This window comes from Rhodococcus sp. CH91, from assembly GCF_022554085.1.
GTDB lineage: Bacteria > Actinomycetota > Actinomycetes > Mycobacteriales > Mycobacteriaceae > Rhodococcus.
The window spans coordinates 748,510-766,345 of record NZ_JAKFYR010000001.1 but is presented as its reverse complement, the minus strand read 5'-3'; the positions used below and the strand labels follow the sequence as shown (position 1 = coordinate 766,345).

The 17,836-nt window shown below is 67.8% G+C and carries 18 protein-coding genes; 10 read left to right on the top strand and 8 right to left on the bottom strand.

The window, feature by feature from the left end; translation table 11 throughout:
• Positions 1–236 precede the first annotated feature (236 nt).
• The 3 genes from MOM01_RS03620 to MOM01_RS03610 are packed head-to-tail and all read left to right on the top strand — an operon-like array spanning position 237 to position 1,862.
• Complete coding sequence (locus MOM01_RS03620; RefSeq protein ID WP_241384004.1) at positions 237–998, top strand: DeoR/GlpR family DNA-binding transcription regulator; 762 nt, start codon at positions 237–239, stop codon at positions 996–998.
• Between the two features lie 30 nt (positions 999–1,028).
• Complete coding sequence (locus tag MOM01_RS03615; RefSeq protein WP_241384003.1) at positions 1,029–1,370, top strand: ArsR/SmtB family transcription factor; 342 nt, start codon at positions 1,029–1,031, stop codon at positions 1,368–1,370.
• A 3-nt stretch (positions 1,371–1,373) separates the two neighbouring features.
• A complete protein-coding gene (locus tag MOM01_RS03610) occupies positions 1,374–1,862 on the top strand; it encodes an SRPBCC family protein (protein ID WP_241384002.1) in 489 nt (162 codons plus the stop codon).
• Positions 1,863–1,982: 120 nt separating this feature from the next.
• Here the strand turns inward: MOM01_RS03610 and MOM01_RS03605 are convergent, their stop codons facing one another.
• The gene (locus MOM01_RS03605; RefSeq protein ID WP_374112249.1) at positions 1,983–2,924 is read right to left on the bottom strand and encodes a L,D-transpeptidase; all 942 of its coding nucleotides are present in this window, start codon (positions 2,922–2,924) and stop codon (positions 1,983–1,985) included.
• A gap of 302 nt (positions 2,925–3,226) precedes the next feature.
• Here MOM01_RS03605 and MOM01_RS03600 point away from each other — a divergent pair, with 302 nt between their 5' ends.
• Positions 3,227–3,982: a DUF6544 family protein gene (locus MOM01_RS03600; RefSeq protein WP_241384000.1), complete on the top strand. Its 756-nt coding sequence runs from the start codon at positions 3,227–3,229 to the stop codon at positions 3,980–3,982.
• A gap of 77 nt (positions 3,983–4,059) precedes the next feature.
• Positions 4,060–5,412: a wax ester/triacylglycerol synthase domain-containing protein gene (locus MOM01_RS03595; protein ID WP_241383999.1), complete on the top strand. Its 1,353-nt coding sequence runs from the start codon at positions 4,060–4,062 to the stop codon at positions 5,410–5,412.
• A gap of 30 nt (positions 5,413–5,442) precedes the next feature.
• On the opposite strand, the gene MOM01_RS03590 is transcribed toward MOM01_RS03595, so the two are convergent.
• The 7 genes from MOM01_RS03590 to MOM01_RS03560 all read right to left on the bottom strand — a co-directional run bounded on the left by MOM01_RS03590 (position 5,443) and on the right by MOM01_RS03560 (position 13,155).
• Positions 5,443–6,420, bottom strand: coding sequence for an MsnO8 family LLM class oxidoreductase (locus MOM01_RS03590; protein ID WP_241383998.1), 978 nt, complete (start codon positions 6,418–6,420; stop codon positions 5,443–5,445).
• Between the two features lie 463 nt (positions 6,421–6,883).
• Positions 6,884–8,563: an FAD-dependent oxidoreductase gene (locus MOM01_RS03585; RefSeq protein ID WP_241383997.1), complete on the bottom strand. Its 1,680-nt coding sequence runs from the start codon at positions 8,561–8,563 to the stop codon at positions 6,884–6,886.
• Positions 8,564–8,695: 132 nt separating this feature from the next.
• The gene (locus MOM01_RS03580; RefSeq protein WP_241383996.1) at positions 8,696–8,908 is read right to left on the bottom strand and encodes a dodecin; all 213 of its coding nucleotides are present in this window, start codon (positions 8,906–8,908) and stop codon (positions 8,696–8,698) included.
• Positions 8,909–9,000: 92 nt separating this feature from the next.
• A complete protein-coding gene (locus MOM01_RS03575; RefSeq protein ID WP_374112248.1) occupies positions 9,001–10,257 on the bottom strand; it encodes a serine hydrolase domain-containing protein in 1,257 nt (418 codons plus the stop codon).
• A gap of 103 nt (positions 10,258–10,360) precedes the next feature.
• A complete protein-coding gene (locus MOM01_RS03570) occupies positions 10,361–10,912 on the bottom strand; it encodes a DUF6764 family protein (RefSeq protein ID WP_241383995.1) in 552 nt (183 codons plus the stop codon).
• 124 nt (positions 10,913–11,036) lie between these two features.
• Positions 11,037–12,089 (bottom strand): DNA polymerase domain-containing protein, encoded by a 1,053-nt coding sequence (locus MOM01_RS03565; protein WP_241383994.1) that lies wholly within the window; start codon positions 12,087–12,089, stop codon positions 11,037–11,039.
• Between the two features lies 1 nt (position 12,090).
• Positions 12,091–13,155, bottom strand: a complete 1,065-nt coding sequence (locus tag MOM01_RS03560) for an ATP-dependent DNA ligase (RefSeq protein WP_241383993.1) — start codon at positions 13,153–13,155, stop codon at positions 12,091–12,093.
• Positions 13,156–13,213: 58 nt separating this feature from the next.
• On the opposite strand from MOM01_RS03560, the gene lppU reads away from it, so the two are divergent.
• From lppU to MOM01_RS03535, 5 genes are all read left to right on the top strand, one after another.
• The gene (gene lppU / locus MOM01_RS03555; RefSeq protein WP_241383992.1) at positions 13,214–13,798 is read left to right on the top strand and encodes an LppU family putative lipoprotein; all 585 of its coding nucleotides are present in this window, start codon (positions 13,214–13,216) and stop codon (positions 13,796–13,798) included.
• Positions 13,799–13,903: 105 nt separating this feature from the next.
• Positions 13,904–14,680: a 3'-5' exonuclease gene (locus MOM01_RS03550; RefSeq protein ID WP_241383991.1), complete on the top strand. Its 777-nt coding sequence runs from the start codon at positions 13,904–13,906 to the stop codon at positions 14,678–14,680.
• Positions 14,681–14,835: 155 nt separating this feature from the next.
• The gene (locus MOM01_RS03545) at positions 14,836–15,579 is read left to right on the top strand and encodes a TetR family transcriptional regulator (protein WP_241383990.1); all 744 of its coding nucleotides are present in this window, start codon (positions 14,836–14,838) and stop codon (positions 15,577–15,579) included.
• A gap of 123 nt (positions 15,580–15,702) precedes the next feature.
• A complete protein-coding gene (locus MOM01_RS03540; RefSeq protein ID WP_241383989.1) occupies positions 15,703–16,860 on the top strand; it encodes an acyl-CoA dehydrogenase in 1,158 nt (385 codons plus the stop codon).
• Between the two features lie 59 nt (positions 16,861–16,919).
• Positions 16,920–17,768, top strand: a complete 849-nt coding sequence (locus MOM01_RS03535; protein WP_241384052.1) for a 3-hydroxybutyryl-CoA dehydrogenase — start codon at positions 16,920–16,922, stop codon at positions 17,766–17,768.
• The last annotated feature ends 68 nt before the right edge of the window (positions 17,769–17,836 follow it).

Genomic DNA, 17,836 nt, shown 5'->3' with positions numbered 1-17,836 from the left:
GGCCCGAACTGCTCCGCCGACGCCTTGTATCCCAACTTCAGCATTATCGTGCGACCTCCGAACAACGTGGTGCCAGCGAAAACGATCACGCGCAATCGCGCAAATCCTGCACGAAATCATGCACACTGAGCGCAGACAGTGTCAATATCCATGCACCGGTGTGTCGCACGTGCGCTATGGTCGTGCACCGAACCGTGTCCGACAGCCACCGACGCCCCAGACCCACAGGAGTATTCGTGTCCGCGACCGCACGGCGACGTGAGATCTTCCACCGCATACTCGCCGACGGATATGTCGACGCGAAGACCTTGTCGGCCGAGCTCGGTGTCGACACCTCCACGATCCGGAGAGATCTCGACGCCCTCGCTCGCGAAGGAAAGGTCGAACGTACGCACGGCGGCGCGAGACCGGTCGAGGGCGCAGGCCACGAGGTGCCGTACGCCCTCAAGAAGGATGTGCGCCGCGACGAGAAGACGGCGATCGCCGCGGTGGCCGCCGCGATGGTGTCCGACGGCGACTCCGTGGTGCTCGACAGCGGTTCCACCACATACGAAGTGGCCGTGGCTCTCCGCCACAAGACGTCGCTCACGGTGCTCACGAACGACCTGCGCATCGCGAAGTACGTCGCGACCTTTCCGGACGTACGGCTCCTCGTCTCCGGAGGCGAGCTCCTCGGCTCGGTGTACACCCTGGTCGGGGAGCACGCGGTGCAGTTCCTCTCGGATTATTCCGCCGATTGGGCGTTCCTCGGCGCGGACGCCGTGCATCCCACCGCAGGCATCACGAACACCAACACGCTCGAGATCCCGATCAAGCGGGCGATGATCCGATCTGCCGCGAAGACGATCGTGGTGACGGATCATTCGAAATTCGACGAGCGCGCACTTGCGCGGGTGGCCGGACTCGACGAGGTCACCTCCATCATCACCGACGACGGCCTCGACGAGGATCGGCGCACCGCCTACGGCGACCGGCTCGTCGTCGCATCGAGGCCTTGACATACAACTATTCGGTTGTATGTTTGTGGTGTGAGCGGAGATGACGAGGACAAGGCCGACGCCCTGTTCCACGCGCTCGCCGACCGGACTCGGCGCGACATCATGCGCCGCGTCCTGGCCGGGGAGCACTCGGTGTCCGCTCTCGCGGCGAACTACGACATGTCCTTCGCCGCGGTCCAGAAACACGTCGCCGTGTTGGAGAAGGCCGGTCTGCTCGTGAAGCGACGCAACGGCCGGGAGCAGTTGGCAAGTGGTGACGTGACAGCAGTGCGGTCGGTGGCGTCCATGCTCACCGAGCTGGAGCAGATCTGGCGCGGTCGCATCGCGCGCATCGACGAACTCATCGCATCCGAATCCTCCGAGGAGGGCTGAGCAATGCCTGTGACCGACGTCCGGCACGATCCCGACAAGCTGACCCTGACCATCACCGCCGAGTTCGCCGCGCCGGTGGAGCGCATCTGGCAGATCTACACCGATCCCCGTCAGCTCGAGAAGATCTGGGGACCGCCGGACTGCCCGGCGACGATGGTCGACCACGACCTGAAGCCCGGTGCCCGCACCACCTACTACATGACCGGCCCCGGCGGCGAGAAATTCGCCGGATACTGGGACATCACCGCCGTCGAGGAACCCACGCGTTTCTCGTTCCTCGACGGTTTCGCAGAGGCGGATTTCACCCCGAAGCCGGAACTGCCCGTCTCCGAGAACGTGTACACCTTCGCCGAACACGAAGGCGGCACCCGCGCAACCTATGTCGGCACCTACCAGAGTGCCGATGCGCTCCAGCAGGTACTGGACATGGGTGTGGTCGAGGGGGCCTCGTCCGCAATCAACCAGATCGACGAGCTGGTGGCGGCACAGTAGAACCGGTGGCCTCGGGAGAAAGACCGGGGTCGCGAAAAGCCGACGCCCCCTGCTGATCCGGGCGAATATCGCACTCCGGAGAGCAGGGGGCGTCGGCCGCCGTCACGACGGCGGGTGAACTCAGAGGTTCCAGTCGCCGAGGCCGTCCCAGCCGTTGAGGGTGCCGCCGGCGGTGTTCTGCACGATCACCGGGTCACCCTTCTTGGCGTTCTCGTAGAACCACTTGCCGTCCTCGGTGCTCACGTTGAGGCAGCCGTGGCTGACATTGGTGTTGCCCTGCGCGCCGACCGACCAGGGTGCGGCGTGGAGGAAGATGCCGCTGTTGGACATCCGCGTCGCGTACTCGACGTAGGTGCGGTATCCCTCCGGGCTGTCGACCGGAACTCCGTAGGTCGACGAGTCCATGTACATGTCGCGGTACTTCTCCCCGACGATGTACGTGCCGTTCGGCGTGTCGTGCCCGGGCTTCCCGAAGGAGGTCGGCATGGTGCGCACGACTTCACCGTTGCGTGTGACGGTGATGGTCTTGGTGTTGTTGTCGGCCACCGTCACCAGTGCGTCACCGATGGTGAACGACGACCGTGTGTCGCCTGCCTGAACGGTGACGGCGGTGTGCGCAGGCCAGAACTCGAACGGCTTCCAGCGCACCTGTGTGTTCGACGCCCAATAGAAATGACCACCGACCGGCGGCTGCGAGGTGATGCGGATGGCGCGTTCGGCAGCGGCACGATCCTCGACGGCCTCGTTGAACCTGATGATGATCGGCTGCGCGACACCCACGGTCTCCCCGTCGGACGGGTTCACCGAGGGAGCCGAGAACGGCGCAGCCGCCTGCGGGACGATCTGCGGCGGGAGCTGAGGCGGCGTCACCCCGGGCGGAGTGAGGCCTTCGATCAGCTCCTGGACGCTCGGCACCTCCGGTCCCCCGGGCCACAACGGTGCCGCGCTCGCAGGTCCGGCGGCGGTCAGTACTACGGCAGCTGCTCCCACGAGTGCTGCGCCCATCCGTGCGGATCGGCGGCCCGTGCGGCGGCGGTTCGACAAAGCTCGCTTTTCGAACATTCCACAACCCATCGTTCAGCGGTGCGCCGCGTCCCTGTGTCCCCCGCGCGGCGTGCTCGTACCCGTTCATTAGACACAGGATGGTTACGAAGCGGCAATTCGGACGCCCGGACCCAGTGCGTTTCTCCAGGTCAGCGGACTGGACGGTCGGCTTCGTCCCGGTCGATTCCGGCGCGCCCCGCACCTGCGGCGACATCCGCTTCACGACGGTGCAGATCGAGGACGGAGGCAGTGAGTACCGCATACCGTAGTAGCCGGCCGGACCGGGCCGGGACCCACGAGCACGACGGAGGGCGCACCGTATGTCCCATTCATCGTCCGTTCCGCGATCCGCTCGCGACATCGGGGAGCAGTGGCGTGTCCTGACCGAGATCCACGGCAGCGGCCGGTTCGCCCCGGCGTGCCTCGACGAGATGCCCGCCGCCGCTCGCCGTTGGCTCACCCATGCCGTGGCCGCGAACACCCCGCTCGCACGATCGGCACGGCTCACCATGTCCGGACAGATCCGGATCGGATCGTGGCGGCCCTTCACCGCAGATCAGATCCTGGTCCCGGCAACAGGTTTCATCTGGGCAGCCACCGCGAAGGTAGGCCCTCTGGCGATCTCGGGATACGACGCCCTCACATCCGAAGGCGGCAGAATGCGCTGGCGTCTCGGGGGAATCGTTCCCGTGATGTCCGCTCGAGGCCGCGAGATCGGCGACAGCGCGGCCGGCCGCCTGGCAGGTGAGAGCGTCTTCGTGCCCACCGCTTTCCCCCTCGCGCGGTGGAGCGGAGAGGACGACGTTGCCACGGCCACCTGGACGGTCGCCGGCCGCGAAGACAGAGTGCACCTGGATCTGGCGACGGACGGGACACTGCGCAGGGTACGGATGCACCGGTGGGGCGCTCCGGCAGGACACGATGCCGCCCGCTACCCGTTCACCGTGAACGTCGAGGCCGAACGCACCTTCGACGGCCTGACCATCGCCTCACGCATTCGTGCCGCGTGGGATACCGGCGATGCCTCGGACGGTGAATTCTTCCGCGCCGAGATCACCGGCGCCCACTTCTCCTGACGATTCGAGCGGCGGCATCCGCTTCCTCATCGTCCGGTTCGCCTCTACCGGAAGCCGGTACCTGCGATCCTCGAACAGTGACGGATTCGAGCCGGATACACCGCATCGGGCCCGGTGACCTCACCGAACTCGTCTCGGATGTCGGCCCGGCGCCTCTGCATGCCGGTGCCGCGATCTTCCTCGCCGGTGCGGACGAGGTGGAGCCGGCGGCGCTGCGGGCCGTGCTCGCAGAGCGGCTCGGCAGGATACGGCGACTGCGGCAACGTCTGATCGAACCCGCACGCGGACTCGGACGACCCTATTGGCTCGACGACGAGCACTTCGACATCGATGCCCATCTGTCACAGCTACGGTGTCCGGCCCCCGGCGACCGGGACGCCGCTGTGACCCTCGCGGTGGATGCGCTCCTCCGTCCGCTGCCTCGGTCCCGGCCGCTCTGGCGGGCGCTCGTCGTCACCGACATCGCGGATCCGCGCGGACACACGGCAGTGGTCGTGGTGATGCACCACGTCCTCGCCGACGGGATCGGAGGGCTGTCGATCCTGGCGCATCTCGTCGACGGCACGGACCTCCCGGAGGTCGCACACGACGGTGTCCCGGACTCGGTGAGGCCACGGGCGGGAGAGCTGTTCGTCGACAACCTGATCGGACGGATGCGCGTTCTGCGGCGAGTACCGCGGGCCGTCACCCGTCTTCCTGCGGCATGGGGGGAACTCGGCGGGGGCGGCGGCGGGCCGGCCCCTCGATGTTCGCTCAACGCGCCGACCGGTGTTCACCGTGCACTCCGGACGGTCGAGGTCGATCTGGACGCCGTCCGCCGGGCAGGACGGCGGTGGGGTGCGACGGTCAACGATGTGCTGCTGGTCGCCGTCGGTGGTGCTCTGGCCGCGATTCTGCGCGCCCGCGGTGAGTTCCTTCCCGAGTTGGTCGTCTCGGTACCGGTCTCCGCCCGCACTGCACTCACCCGTGGGCAGCCGGGCAATCAGGTCGGCGTCATGCCCGTCCGGGTGCCGCTGGCAGGATCACTGCCTCAGCGTCTGACCTCCGTTGCCCGCACCACCCGCACTCAGAAGTCGACGGTGCGGGGCCTGTCGGCCATGTTGACGAATCCGCTGTTCCGGATGCTCGCGGCCGTCGGGATGTTCCGGTGGTTCGTGAACAGGCAGCATCTGGTCAACTCGTTTCTGTCCGACCTGCCCGGGCCGCCGTCACCCCTGACGGTCGCCGATGCTCCGGTCACCTCGATCGTGCCGCTGATCGTCGCTACGGGAAATATCGGTGTCGCATTCGCGGCGCTGTCCTATGCCGGCACGCTGACCGTGACGGTCATCGCCGATTCCGGCATCGTCCCCGAAATCGACGACATCGCCGAGGCCCTGAAGGAACAATTCCGGGCTGTCCTCGCCTCTGGTGGCGGACCGGCAGGGTAACCGGGTCAAGCCGCCGTATCGCCCGGTAGATCAGCAGAGACCGAAGATCCGCGCCAGCCGCGCATCGGAGTCGTACAGAGCAGCAGTATCGAAGGTGGAGGCCGAGCTGAGCACCTCGTTCGCCCCGGTGGCAGCGATCAACTTCTCCAGGCCTTCGGCTACCCGGTCCTCGGTGCCGGCAAGCGCGTGTCTCGCGGTTTCGGCGACGACGCGTCGACGGCGCTCGGTCATCGGCTGCCGATGGATGTCCTCCACCGTGGACAACGGCGGAAACGAACCCGTCTCGCGCGACAGGGCCATCGCCCACGATTCCGGCAACAGCAACTCCGCGGCCTCGGCCTCGGTGTCGGCGATCAGGATGTCCAGGCCGACTACCACGTACGGCTCCGCTCCGGCCACGCCGGGCCGGAAGTCGGCGCGGTAACGCTCGAACGGTTCCGGTCCCTGTCGGAGGAGGGGGCCGGCGACGACCACCGGCAATCCCAGACGGGCCGCCGTACGGAGGCCTTCCCCCGTGCCGAGCACGAAAACCGGAGGAGCTTCGGGAACCCGAGGGCGGACGGTCACTTCCGCCGTGCCGTGCAGATAGGCCTGCAACTCTTTCACGTCCGCCTCGAAATCGTCCGTGCCGGCACTGTGGGTGCGGAGCGCGTCGCGTACGGGCGCAGTGAAACCGAGGGAACGACCGACTCCCAGATCGATGCGGCCGGGGTGCAGCGCCGTGAGCACGGCGAACTGTTCCGCGACGACGATCGGCTGGTGATTGGGCAACATCACTCCGCCGGACCCCACCCGGATCCGGCTGGTCCGATCTGCGATCGCTCCGATGAGCAGCGCCGGAACGCCTGAAGCGATGCCCGGGACAGCATGATGCTCGGCTACCCAGAAACGGTGATAGCCGGCTGTCTCGGCGAGTTCCGCGCGGTGCATCGTCCGCTGTAACGCAGCAGCATCGGTGTGTCCCTCGCGGGTCCGGGACCTGTCCAGCAACGACAAGGCGACCTGCATGCTCGTCTCAACACCGAGCCCGGCGCGAACCTTCCTCGAGTTCTTCCCTCCAGGGACTCACAGGCCGATCACCGGACAGGGCGGGCTCACGGCCGCGGGTCCTTGCGGGTCCACCGAGGCCTGTCACTGCGCGTGGCGGCGGCGCAGCGACGACACGGAACGACACCGTGTTCGCCGAGTTCCGCCGAGTACAGCGCGTCACTCCACGGCACGTGCGGGAACCGATCGAGGCGTGCGCGAGAGAGCGGGACTCCACACAGGGTCTGATTCGTGCCGGGCGTCCACGCGTGCGTATCCCCGGACGGATAGCGGACACCGTCGTCGGTGTCGATCCATCGATTCGACGCCGCAACGGCAGGTGAGGTTCGCTGAGCCATGGGTCCGGATTCCCTGCCGGAGCGGGATCACGCCTCGGTGAAACCACGATCGTCGGGTCGTGGTTCTCCGGACTGCGGCCCTCGGGTCACGAATCGACGCGGGATGCGGCGAGCATCTCCTCGATCGACACGAACTTCAGACGCGAGCGTCCCGCCGCCGAACCCCGGGCCTTCTCCTGCTTGTCGATCTGCAGCCAGCCGCGGTAGTCGACGTGCTCGGGGCGCCGCTCGGCGACCAGCGTGGCCAGCTTCTCCCGGTCGGCGACCGGCTCGGGCAGCCTGCCCTCGACGAAATCGTCGAGGATCTTCTCCACCGTCTCCGCCGAGCACTGCTTGTTGGTACCGATCACACCGCTCGGGCCACGCTTGATCCAGCCCGCGGTGTACACGCCGGGCACCGGAGCCCCGGTCTCGGCATCGACCACCCGGCCGCAATCGTTGGGAATCACACCGCGACGCTCGTCGAAGGGCAGACCCGCCGGCGCGGTACCGCGGTAACCGATCGAGCGCAGCACCAGCCCCGCCGACAGGGTCTCCGTGCGGCCGGTCGGGCGGGCTTCGAGCCGTCCGTCGACCTCGACGAGTTCGTTGCGTTCGAGCGTGACGGATTCGACCGCCCCGTCCCCGGAGATCTCCACCGGCGACGCGAGATACCGCAGCACGATGCGCTTGTTGCCCTCGGCGGCGGTGCGCTGGGCGAACCCTTCGACCTGCTTGACCTTCAACGCCAGGCGCGGTTCGACCTCCGGATCGTCGATCAGGGCCCGGCTGACCGGATCGAGCTCCACCTCGGCCGGATCGACGATCACATCGACACCGGGCAGCGAACCGAGTGCGAGCAACTCCGGATTGGTATACGCGGCCTGCGCCGGTCCCCGACGACCCACCACGACGACCTCACGGATGTTCGAGGTGCGCAGCGCCTCGAGCGCGTGCTCGGCGATGTCGGTGCGCGCGAGCTGCTCCGGATCCATCACCAGCGCCCGCGCGACATCCAGGGCGACATTGCCGTTGCCGATGATCACCGCACGCTCGGCGGACAGATCGAAGGTACGGTCGGCGAAATCGGGGTGACCGTTGTACCAGGCCACGAACTCGGTCGCGGCGTGGCTGCCCACGAGGTCCTCACCGGGAATGTTCAGCGTGCGGTCGCCCGCGGCGCCGACGGCGTAGATCACCGCGTGATGATGGGCGAGCAGCTCGTCGTGGGTGATGTGGGTGCCGACCTCGACGTTGAAATAGCACTGGGTGTTCTTGTGCCCGATGGCGCTGCGGAAGACATCCCCGACGCCCTTGGTGCTCTGATGATCCGGGGCCACTCCGGCACGGACGAGACCGTAGGGCGTGGGCAGCCGGTCGAAGATGTCGACCTGCACCGCCGCATGCGACACCAGCTCCATCGCCGCGTAACACGCGGCCGGGCCGGAACCGACGATCGCCACCCGCAAGGTGCCCAGCTCGGCGGGCAGCTTGCGGCGGGTCCGCAGCTCCGGCCAGTCCGGTCCGATCGGGTAGCGACGGTAGTACTCGGCATTGATCTCGAGATACGGCTCCTGCGCCGGCGTCAGCTCGTTGTCGGCCGCGATCGCATCCACCGGGCACTCGTCGACGCAGGCCCCGCAATCGATGCACGTGTCCGGATCGATGTACAGCATCTCCGTGGTCGCGAAAGGCGCTTCGTCCGGCGTCGGATGTATGCAGTTGACCGGGCAGACCTCGACACACGAGACGTCGTTGCAACACGCCTGGGTGATTACATAAGCCACAGTGGTACCTGCCTACAGTGCCGGTGGGGACGTCGAACGGACCCCAGACTATAACACGTTCCAAGTCTGGTCGAGAACCGCATTCTCGCTAATGTATCATGCCGTTTCCGCCCCGAAGCGCTCGCCGCCGGGCTAGGCGCTCTCCTCGATCCGGAAACCGATCTTCAAGGTGACCTGCGTGTGCGCCACCCGTCCGTCGTCGATGTGCCCGCGGACGTTGACCGTCTCGAACCACTCGAGATGCCGAGTGGTCTCCGCCGCCCGCGCCACCGCTTTCGCGATCGCGTCGTCGACTCCGGCGGTCGACGATCCTACGACTTCGATCACCCGGTACACGTGGCTCATGGCTGAACTCCTCGAATCGACGATGCTCCGATTCGGATGGTCCCGCCGGGGAGCGACCCCCGTCCCCGAAACAGCAAAAATGCCCGGAAGATTCACGCACGACGAGCGAGCGAACGGGCCAGTTCGGCCAGACGCGCGAGTCGCAGATCCCCCAGCGGCACCGCACCCGCGCCGAGCCGGTTGGTGACGAACGCGAGCGACAGGCCGGTGTCGAGGTCGGCGTACGCCCCGGAACCACCCACCCCGTAGTGCCCGAGCGCTCCGCGCGGCCGCTGGATACTCGCGAAGATGGGCTGGTGGTAGCCGAGCCGCCACGCCATCGGCACTCCCAGTACGTAGTCGCGGCTGCGCACTCGCACACGGGCCATCTCGTCGATCGTGGCAGCGTCGAGGAAGCGGACTCCGTCGATCGTTCCACCCGCGGCGATCGCGCCGTACATGCGCGCGAGAGAGCGCGCGGTGAACACACCGTTCCAGCCGGGCATCACTGAGTCGTGCACGGCCGGATCCCGCACGAGCCTGTCGAAACCGGCCGGCATCGCAGCCTCGGCGAGACCGCGGGTCGGCCCGAGCCGGCACAGGACGGCGGCACTCGCGCCCCAGTTCAACCCGAGCGGAGTGAGCCGGGGGAACAACTTCGCGATCCGCCCTCGCTCGTCGTGCGGAACGCGATACCAGAAATCGGGCTCGCCGAGTGGCGCTGCGATCTCCCGTTCCACGACCTCCACGAAGGGCAGTCCGGTCACCCGCTGGACGAGTTCGGCGACGAGCCATCCGTAGGTCACCGCGTGGTAGCCGGACCCGCCCACGCGCCGACGATCGGGCGTCGCCACCGCGAGGGCCGCGACGGTCGCCTCGTAGTCGAGGATGCCGTGGGTGCCCGGCACCAGGCCACGCACCCGATGCAGACCCGCCCGGTGGGTGAGGACGTCCGCGACGGTGATGTCCTCCTTGCCGTTCGCGGCGAATTCCGGCCAGTACTGCGCCACGGGCGCGAAATAGTCGATCGCTCCGCGCTCGGCGAGACGATGTACGACGGTCGACGCGACGCCCTTGCCCGTCGAGAAGGACAGTGCCATCGTGTCGCGGGCCCACCGCCGATCGGGAGCCGACCAGCCGGACCAGATGTCCAGAACCTTCTCGCCGTGGAGGTAGGCGGTGAGCGCCCCGCCACCCTCGTGCGGGCGGCGGTACAGCGAGAAGAACGCGTCGGCGAGTCGCAGGAAGCGGGGGTCGACGAGCATTTCGGTCGGTGCGGTGCGGCCGGGCCGGGGACCGAATTGTTCCGGGGCCCCGACCGATCCGGATGCCACCTGTCCGACGGGCTCGAATACTGCTCCGGTCGTCATCGCTCACCCTCCGTAGGTTCTGCGACAGGCTACGACGGCGTGGAACGTAAAGGAAGACTTTACGTACAGGCTGTCCGCCGGTGAGGCCGACAGTTCGGCCTTTCTACGGCAAGTCCGTCGGTGGCGTCTGCGCACCGAGGGTCACGTACCGGAAATCGCCGACGACGATGCATCCGCGGACGGTCTCGAGATCGAAGGCCGCCGCACCGGACCCCTGGCACAGCACGGGATCGTCGGCATCACCCACGAACGCCTGGGACTGCGGGCCCGCCACGACGAACGCCGTTCCCGGACCTTCGAGCACACCGAGAGCCAGGGCCTGCGCACCCACGCCGAGCGCGAACAGACGGCCCGAGGTGCTCTCCGCAGCCCCCACCCCGCCGTCGAGTCCCGCTGCCCCGACCAGCGCGCCGGCACGGCCGTCGGCGAAACCCACCCCACGCTCGCCGTACCCCCAGGCCTCGGCCGTGCCGTCGGTGGTCGCGCCGCAGGCCTCCTCGTCCCCGACCTGGACGACCTCGGCAGCGGCACCCGGAGGTGCGGAACACGTCGTGGCCGCGGACGCCGATTGCGGAACGAGGAATCCGGCACCGACCGCGGCCGCGAGAGCCACCCCGGCACCGAGAATCCGATCGGACGTCCACGAGCGAAACACGGCATCCACCCTTTCCGAGTCGCGACGAACTGCCTCCGGACAGTGTATGGATTGCCGGTTCGGAGGGACTCCCGGTCGAGGTCACGACAGGGACGCGATTCGGCGGCGTTCTACCACCCGCAGTTCACGTCCTGTTCGTCCGGTCGGTGTCCCGCGACGGCTGGACTCGTTTCGGCTCACCCGGCATCTTGGGGTGATTCGGCGGATACGGCAGGTCGCCGAGACCCTCTGCGGCGTCCCGTTCCGCCATCTCGAGCAGCACGTCGAGCGAGTGGGCATGCGTGTCGAGATCCGCCATCGGATCTCCGCGCTTCGCCAGCAGGTCCGGCACGGTCGCGATCGTGAAGTCGTCGGGCTCGGCGTCGGCCAGTTCGCCCCAGGTCACAGGGGTCGACACGGTGGCGATCGGTGTCCGCCGCACGGAATACGCCGACGCGATCGTCTTGTCCCGCGCGTTCTGGTTGTAGTCGAGAAACAGGCGTTCGCCGCGTTCCTCCTTCCACCACGCCGTCGTCGCACGACCGTCGCTGCGGCGTTCGATCTCCCGCATGAGCGCGAGCCCGGCGCGGCGGACACCCACGAAGTCCCATTCGGGCACGATCCGCAGGTAGATGTGCAGACCGCGCCCTCCGGACGTCTTGGGGAAGCCCGTCAGTCCCAGTTCGTCGAGCAACGGACGCACGACTTCGAGCGCAACCGCACGGGCGTCGCCGAAATCGGTGCCGGGCTGCGGATCGAGGTCGATGCGCAGCTCGTCGGGCAGGTCGGTGTCGCTGCAGCGCACCGGCCACGGATGGAAGGTGACGGTGCCGAGATTCGCCGCCCACACCACGTCGGCGGCCGAGCGCACGCGCAGCGCGTCGGCGGTGCGGCCCGAGGGGAATGTGATCTCGCAGGTCTCCACATGATCGGGTCGCTTGACCGGGGCGCGCTTCTGGTAGATCTCCTCCCCTTCGATGCCGTCGGGAAATCGCTGCAGGTGCGTCGGCCGGTCGCGCAGAGCAGCCAGGAGTGGGGCATCGAACTCGGTGGCTACCCTGCGGTAGTACTCCACGAGATGCCGCTTCGTTCCTGCCTCGGCGCCGAGCTGCGGGAAATAGATCTTGTCGGGATTCGACACCCGCACGGGAATGCCGTCGACCTCCCATTCCTCGGCGGGCGAACGCTTCGTGGCCATGTCAGTCCTCCGTCCGGTCGAGTACATCCGCCAGGTCGTAGCGCACCGGCACCTCGAGCTGGTCGAACGTGCAGCTCTCGGGGTCGCGGTCGGGACGCCAGCGCTGGAACCGGGCCGCGTGCCGGAAGCGCATCCCCTCCCCCGAGACGCCTTCCATCTGGTCGTACGCGACCTCTACGACACGTTCGGGACGCAGCGGCACCCAGCTGCGGTCCGCCCCCGAACGCCAGCGCGTGGGCTCCCCCTGTTCGACGACGTCGTCCCCGAGACGGAGCGGTTGCAGCTCGGCGAGCAGTTCCTCACGTCGCTCCCGGGTGAAGGCCGACGCTCCGCCGACCATCGCGAGTTCTCCGTCGTGGTACAGCCCGAGCAACAGCGAACCCACACCGTCGACGCTCTTGTGTCGGCGGTAACCCATCAGGACGCAGTCGGCGGTGCGGGCGTGCTTGAGTTTGAGCATCTCCCGCTTGTCGGGCAGGTAGAAGCCGTCGAGCCGCTTGGCGACGACGCCGTCGAGTCCGGCCCCCTCGAACTCCTCGAACCACCGGCGGGCGGTGCCGGTGTCGGTGGTCGCCACCGTGACGTGGCAGCTGCTGCCCCCGCCGATCTCGGTGCGCAGACGCGCGCGCCGGTCGGCGAACGGCGTCTCCATCAGGTTCTCGTCGCCGAGCGCGAGAAGATCGAACCCGACGAAGACGGCCGGAGTCTGCTCGGCGAGCAATGCGACCCGGCTCTCGGCCGGGTGGATCCGCTCGGACAGCGCCTGCCAGTCGAGCCGGGTGCGGCCGTCGTGCGCGCGCGGGACGACGATCTCGCCGTCCACCACACACCGCCGGGGAAGCTCGGCGCGGACCGCGTCCGCGACTTCCGGGAAGTACCGCGCGAGGTCCTTCCCTCCCCGCGAACCGAGAACCACTTCGTCGCCGTCGCGGAAGACGATCGTCCGGAAGCCGTCCCATTTGGGTTCGTACGCCCACTCGGCGGGACCGTCGCCGGGCTGAGCAGGCACGGTGGAGGAAACCTTGGCGAGCATCGGTGCGAGCGGCGGTACCACAGGCAGGTCCATGCGGCACATCGTTGCACCCCGGAAGCCCCCGGGCGGCACTTCCGTAGGCTCTCCGATCATGAACGTTCTCCGACGGGCGGCCGGCGCCGCAGTGATGGTGGTGGCGACGGTCGCGCTCGGCGCGTGCACGGCGCAGGTCGAAGGGCAGGCGGTCCCCGACACGGACGCGGTGGCCACCTCGACGGCACCGTCCGTGTCCCTGCCCACCACCGGTCCGGCGACCGCGTCCTCCGCGGGCCTGAGCATCGACGTCGAGCCGGGTGACTGCGTCGCTCTCGGTGGCACGGTCGACGACGCGACGATCGACAACGCGGAGTGCGGCAGCGCGAGTTCGAACTACAAGGTCGTCGACATCGTGAACACGAGCGAGACGTGCCCCGGCGATATCGACCAGACCTACTTCGAATCGTTCGGCGGCGTCGAGGTGGGCGCGTTGTGTCTCGACATCGACTGGGTCGTCGGCGACTGCATGGAGCTCGGGGGCGAGGATCCGCAGCGGATCGAATGCGGTGGAGCCGCCGTCCAGGGCGAAGAGGTCACGGAGATCCTCCTCGACACGGCCGACGTGAACGACTGCTCGATGTCCGGCGGCGGGTTCGTGTACCGGGAGCGCAACTTCGTCGTGTGCACCGACACGCTCTGACCTGCTCGTCGAGGCTCGCGGGGGATCCGGCCGGCGATGGCGTGTCGGTACCTCCCGCAACAATGCGTCCGACACGATGACGACCCGACGGACGCGAGGACCGAGATGACGCACTGGCCGGACAGACCGATCTGCGCGTTCGATCTCGAGACCACCGACCGGGATCCTCGCACCGCGCGGATCGTCACGGCCTGCGTCGCGACGTTCGTCGGCGACCGCATCGACACACGGTCCTGGTTACTCGATCCGGGCATACCGATTCCGGAGGAGACCACCGCGATCCACGGCATCACCACCGCGCGGGCACGCGCCGAAGGTCTCGACTATCCCGAGGGTTACCGGCAGATCCGTCAGGCGGTGTGCGATGCCTGGGCACGTGGTCACATCGTCGTCGCGTTCAATGCCAGTTACGACCTGACGGTGCTCGATGCCGAGGGCCGGCGCCTCGGAACACCCGGACTCGAGATCGGCACGGTCGTCGATCCGTACGTCATCGATCGCGAGATGGACCCCCGCCGCCCCGGCCGACGCACGCTTCAGGCGGTGTGCGAGGCCTACGGTGTGCCACTGCCCCATCCCCACGAGGCCGAAGCCGATGCGCTCGCAGCCGGTCACCTGACGCGCGCGCTCGTGGCGAAATTTCCGCAACTGGCCGAACTCGACATCATGGCCGATCAGGCCGCCTGGCACGCCGAACGCCAGCGCAGCTTCGCCGAATACCTGCGCGGGCTGGGCCGGGAGGTCGACGACGTGGACGACAGCTGGCCGGTCCGGCTCGGTGCGGGAGGCACCGAGGTCCTCGAGCGCCCCGCTACCGACACGACGTTCCGCCGTGCGATGCGGGCGGTGCGGGAGTTCTTCCGGCGACGGCCCCGGACATGACCGGGCCGGCCCTCCCTCGTGCTCGGAGTCGGGCGAGTTCCGCGATTCGCGACCTGCTGGTCACCCGGGATTGCGACGATCACAGATAACGCCGGGACCCGCGTAGGCCCCCGCCGACGGCCGGACCCCGACGACCCGCATTGGATACTCATGACATGACTTCCGGTACCGGCAGCACGCGTCGCCTCGACCCGACGGGACCCGACCCCGCCCAGTTCCGGGTGCATGTCGTCACTCAGGCGATCCGGTTGTTCTCGGAGTTCGGGTACGAATCGACCACGGTCGAGCAGATCGCAGCAGCCGCGGGGGTGTCGCGGCGGACCTTCTTCCGGCAGTTCCGCTCGAAGGAGGATGTGATCTTCGCCGATCACGAGTCGCTTCTCGAGCAGGTGTCCGACTACCTGTCTCGGGACTTCGACGATCCCTGGGCTGCGGCCTGCGAGGGAGCGAAGCTCGTGTTCGGGCATTTCCGCGACCGGCGTGAGCTGGCGGTATGGAGGTATCGGGTGGTGCAGCGGGTGCCGGCCTTGCGCGACCGTGAACTCGTCACCACCTATCGCTACGAGAGATTGTTCACGGACTTCCTCCGCGCCGCCGTGCCGACCGAGAAGCCGGTGCGCATCGTCAGCTTCGCGGCGGCGATGACGGCCGCGCACAACTTCCTGTTGCGCGCGATGATCCGCGGTGACGACACCGCCACCGCCGAACGCCTCGACCAGGCACTGTTCGAGTTGCGCCGCACGTTCGGGGTCCTGCCGACCGCCGACGGCGCGACCGGCCGGATCTCACAGCCGCCCCAGCCGGCGGTCGCGGTGGTGACCTATCCGGTCGATCTGTCCCCGGCGGAGATCGCCGAGCAGGTGCGTCTCCAGCTCGAAGGCGTGCGTCAGCACCGTTGACCTGGCACTGAGTGCCGTGGTTAGAATCGATACATTCCATCACGTCGCGAACCCTCCCCTCGGTATGCTCAGGGGAGCTACGCCCGCAACTCTGGCACCGCGTGCCGTAAGGAGTCCGCCGCCATGGCCCTCAATCCCGACTTCGATCTGTTCCAGCTCTCCGAGGAGCACGAAGCCCTGCGCGAGGCGATCCGTGCCCTCTCCGAGAAGGAGATCGCGCCCTACGCCAAGGAGGTCGACGAGGATTCCCGCTTCCCCCAGGAGGCACTCGACGCCCTCAACAAGTCCGGCTTCAACGCCATCCACGTGCCCGAGCAGTTCGGAGGCCAGGGCGCCGATTCCATCGCGGCCTGCATCGTCATCGAGGAGGTCGCGCGGGTGTGCGGCTCGTCGTCGCTGATCCCCGCCGTGAACAAGCTCGGCACCATGGGTCTGATCCTGCGCGGCTCCGACGAACTGAAGTCCAAGGTCCTGCCCGACATCGTGAACGGGGCCATGGCGTCCTACGCGCTGTCCGAGCGTGAGGCCGGCTCCGACGCCGCGTCGATGCGCACCCGCGCGAAGGCCGACGGCGACGACTGGATCCTCAACGGCTCCAAGTGCTGGATCACCAATGGTGGCAAGTCCACCTGGTACACCGTCATGGCCGTCACCGATCCCGAGAAGGGCGCCAACGGCATCTCCTCGTTCATGGTCCACAAGGACGACGAGGGCTTCGTCGTCGGGCCGAAGGAGAAGAAGCTCGGCATCAAGGGCTCCCCCACCGCCGAGCTGTACTTCGAGAACTGCCGCATCCCCGGCGACCGCATCGTCGGCGAGCCCGGCACCGGCTTCAAGACCGCGCTCGCGACCCTCGACCACACCCGCCCGACGATCGGCGCACAGGCCGTCGGCCTCGCCCAGGGCGCCCTCGACGCGGCGATCGCCTACGTCAAGGATCGCAAGCAGTTCGGCCGCCCGATCTCCGACAACCAGGGCGTGCAGTTCATGCTCGCCGACATGGCGATGAAGGTCGAGGCCGCTCGCCTGATGGTGTACACCTCCGCGGCCCGCGCCGAGCGCGGTGAAGGCAACCTCGGTTTCATCTCCGCCGCCGCGAAGTGCTTCGCCTCGGACGTCGCGATGGAGGTCACCACCGACGCCGTGCAGCTGTTCGGTGGCGCCGGTTACACCACCGATTTCCCGGTCGAACGCATGATGCGCGACGCGAAGATCACCCAGATCTACGAGGGCACCAACCAGATCCAGCGCGTCGTCATGTCGCGGGCTCTGCTGCGCTGACGCCGGTCGCGTAGGTTGACCCCGGAACATCACAGCGATCAGGAGTTACCGCAGTGGCAGTGGAAAAGGTAGGCGTGATCGGCGGCGGCACCATGGGTGCCGGTATTGCCGAGGTGTGCGCGAAGGCCGGTAGTGACGTGCTCGTCAAGGAGACGACCGATGAGTTCGCGGCCGCGGCACGCGAGCGTCTCGCGAAGTCGATCGGGCGCGGCGTCAAATCCGGCAAGATCACGCAGGAGGACGCCGACGCCGTCCTCGCGCGGATCCGCGTAACCCTCGACCTGAACGAGTTCGCCGACCGCGACCTCGTCGTCGAGGCCGCCCCCGAGATCGAGTCCCTCAAGGTCGAGATCTTCTCCGAACTCGACAAGATCGTGAAGCCCGAGGGCATCCTCGCCACCAACACGTCGTCGATTCCCGTCATCAAGATGGCGCAGGCGACGCAGCGGCCCGGCAAGGTCGTCGGTGTGCATTTCTTCAACCCGGTGCCGGTGATGCCGCTCGTGGAGATCATCTCGGCGCTCACCACCGACGAGGCCACCGCCGACACCGTCTTCGACTACGCGAAGAACACGCTCGGCAAGACGGCGGTGCGGGCGGGCGACCGCGCGGGCTTCATCGTCAACGCGCTGCTCATCCCGTACCTGTGCTCCGCTGTACGCATGCTCGAATCGGGTTATGCGACCAAGGAGGACATCGACGCGGCGATGAAGGGCGGTTGCGGCTATCCGATGGGTCCGTTGACCCTCATCGACACGGTCGGCCTCGACATCACCCTCAACGCCGCCCAGTCGCTGTACGACGAGTTCGCCGAGCCGCACTACGCTCCCCCGGCACTTCTGCGTCGCATGGTCGATGCGGGCCGCCTGGGTCGTAAGACCGGCGAGGGCTTCTACAGCTACAAGTAGACAGCACGCTCGAAGGCGCCCCTGCGGTCCGATTCCGGATCCACAGGGGCTCCTTCTGCTATCGTGCC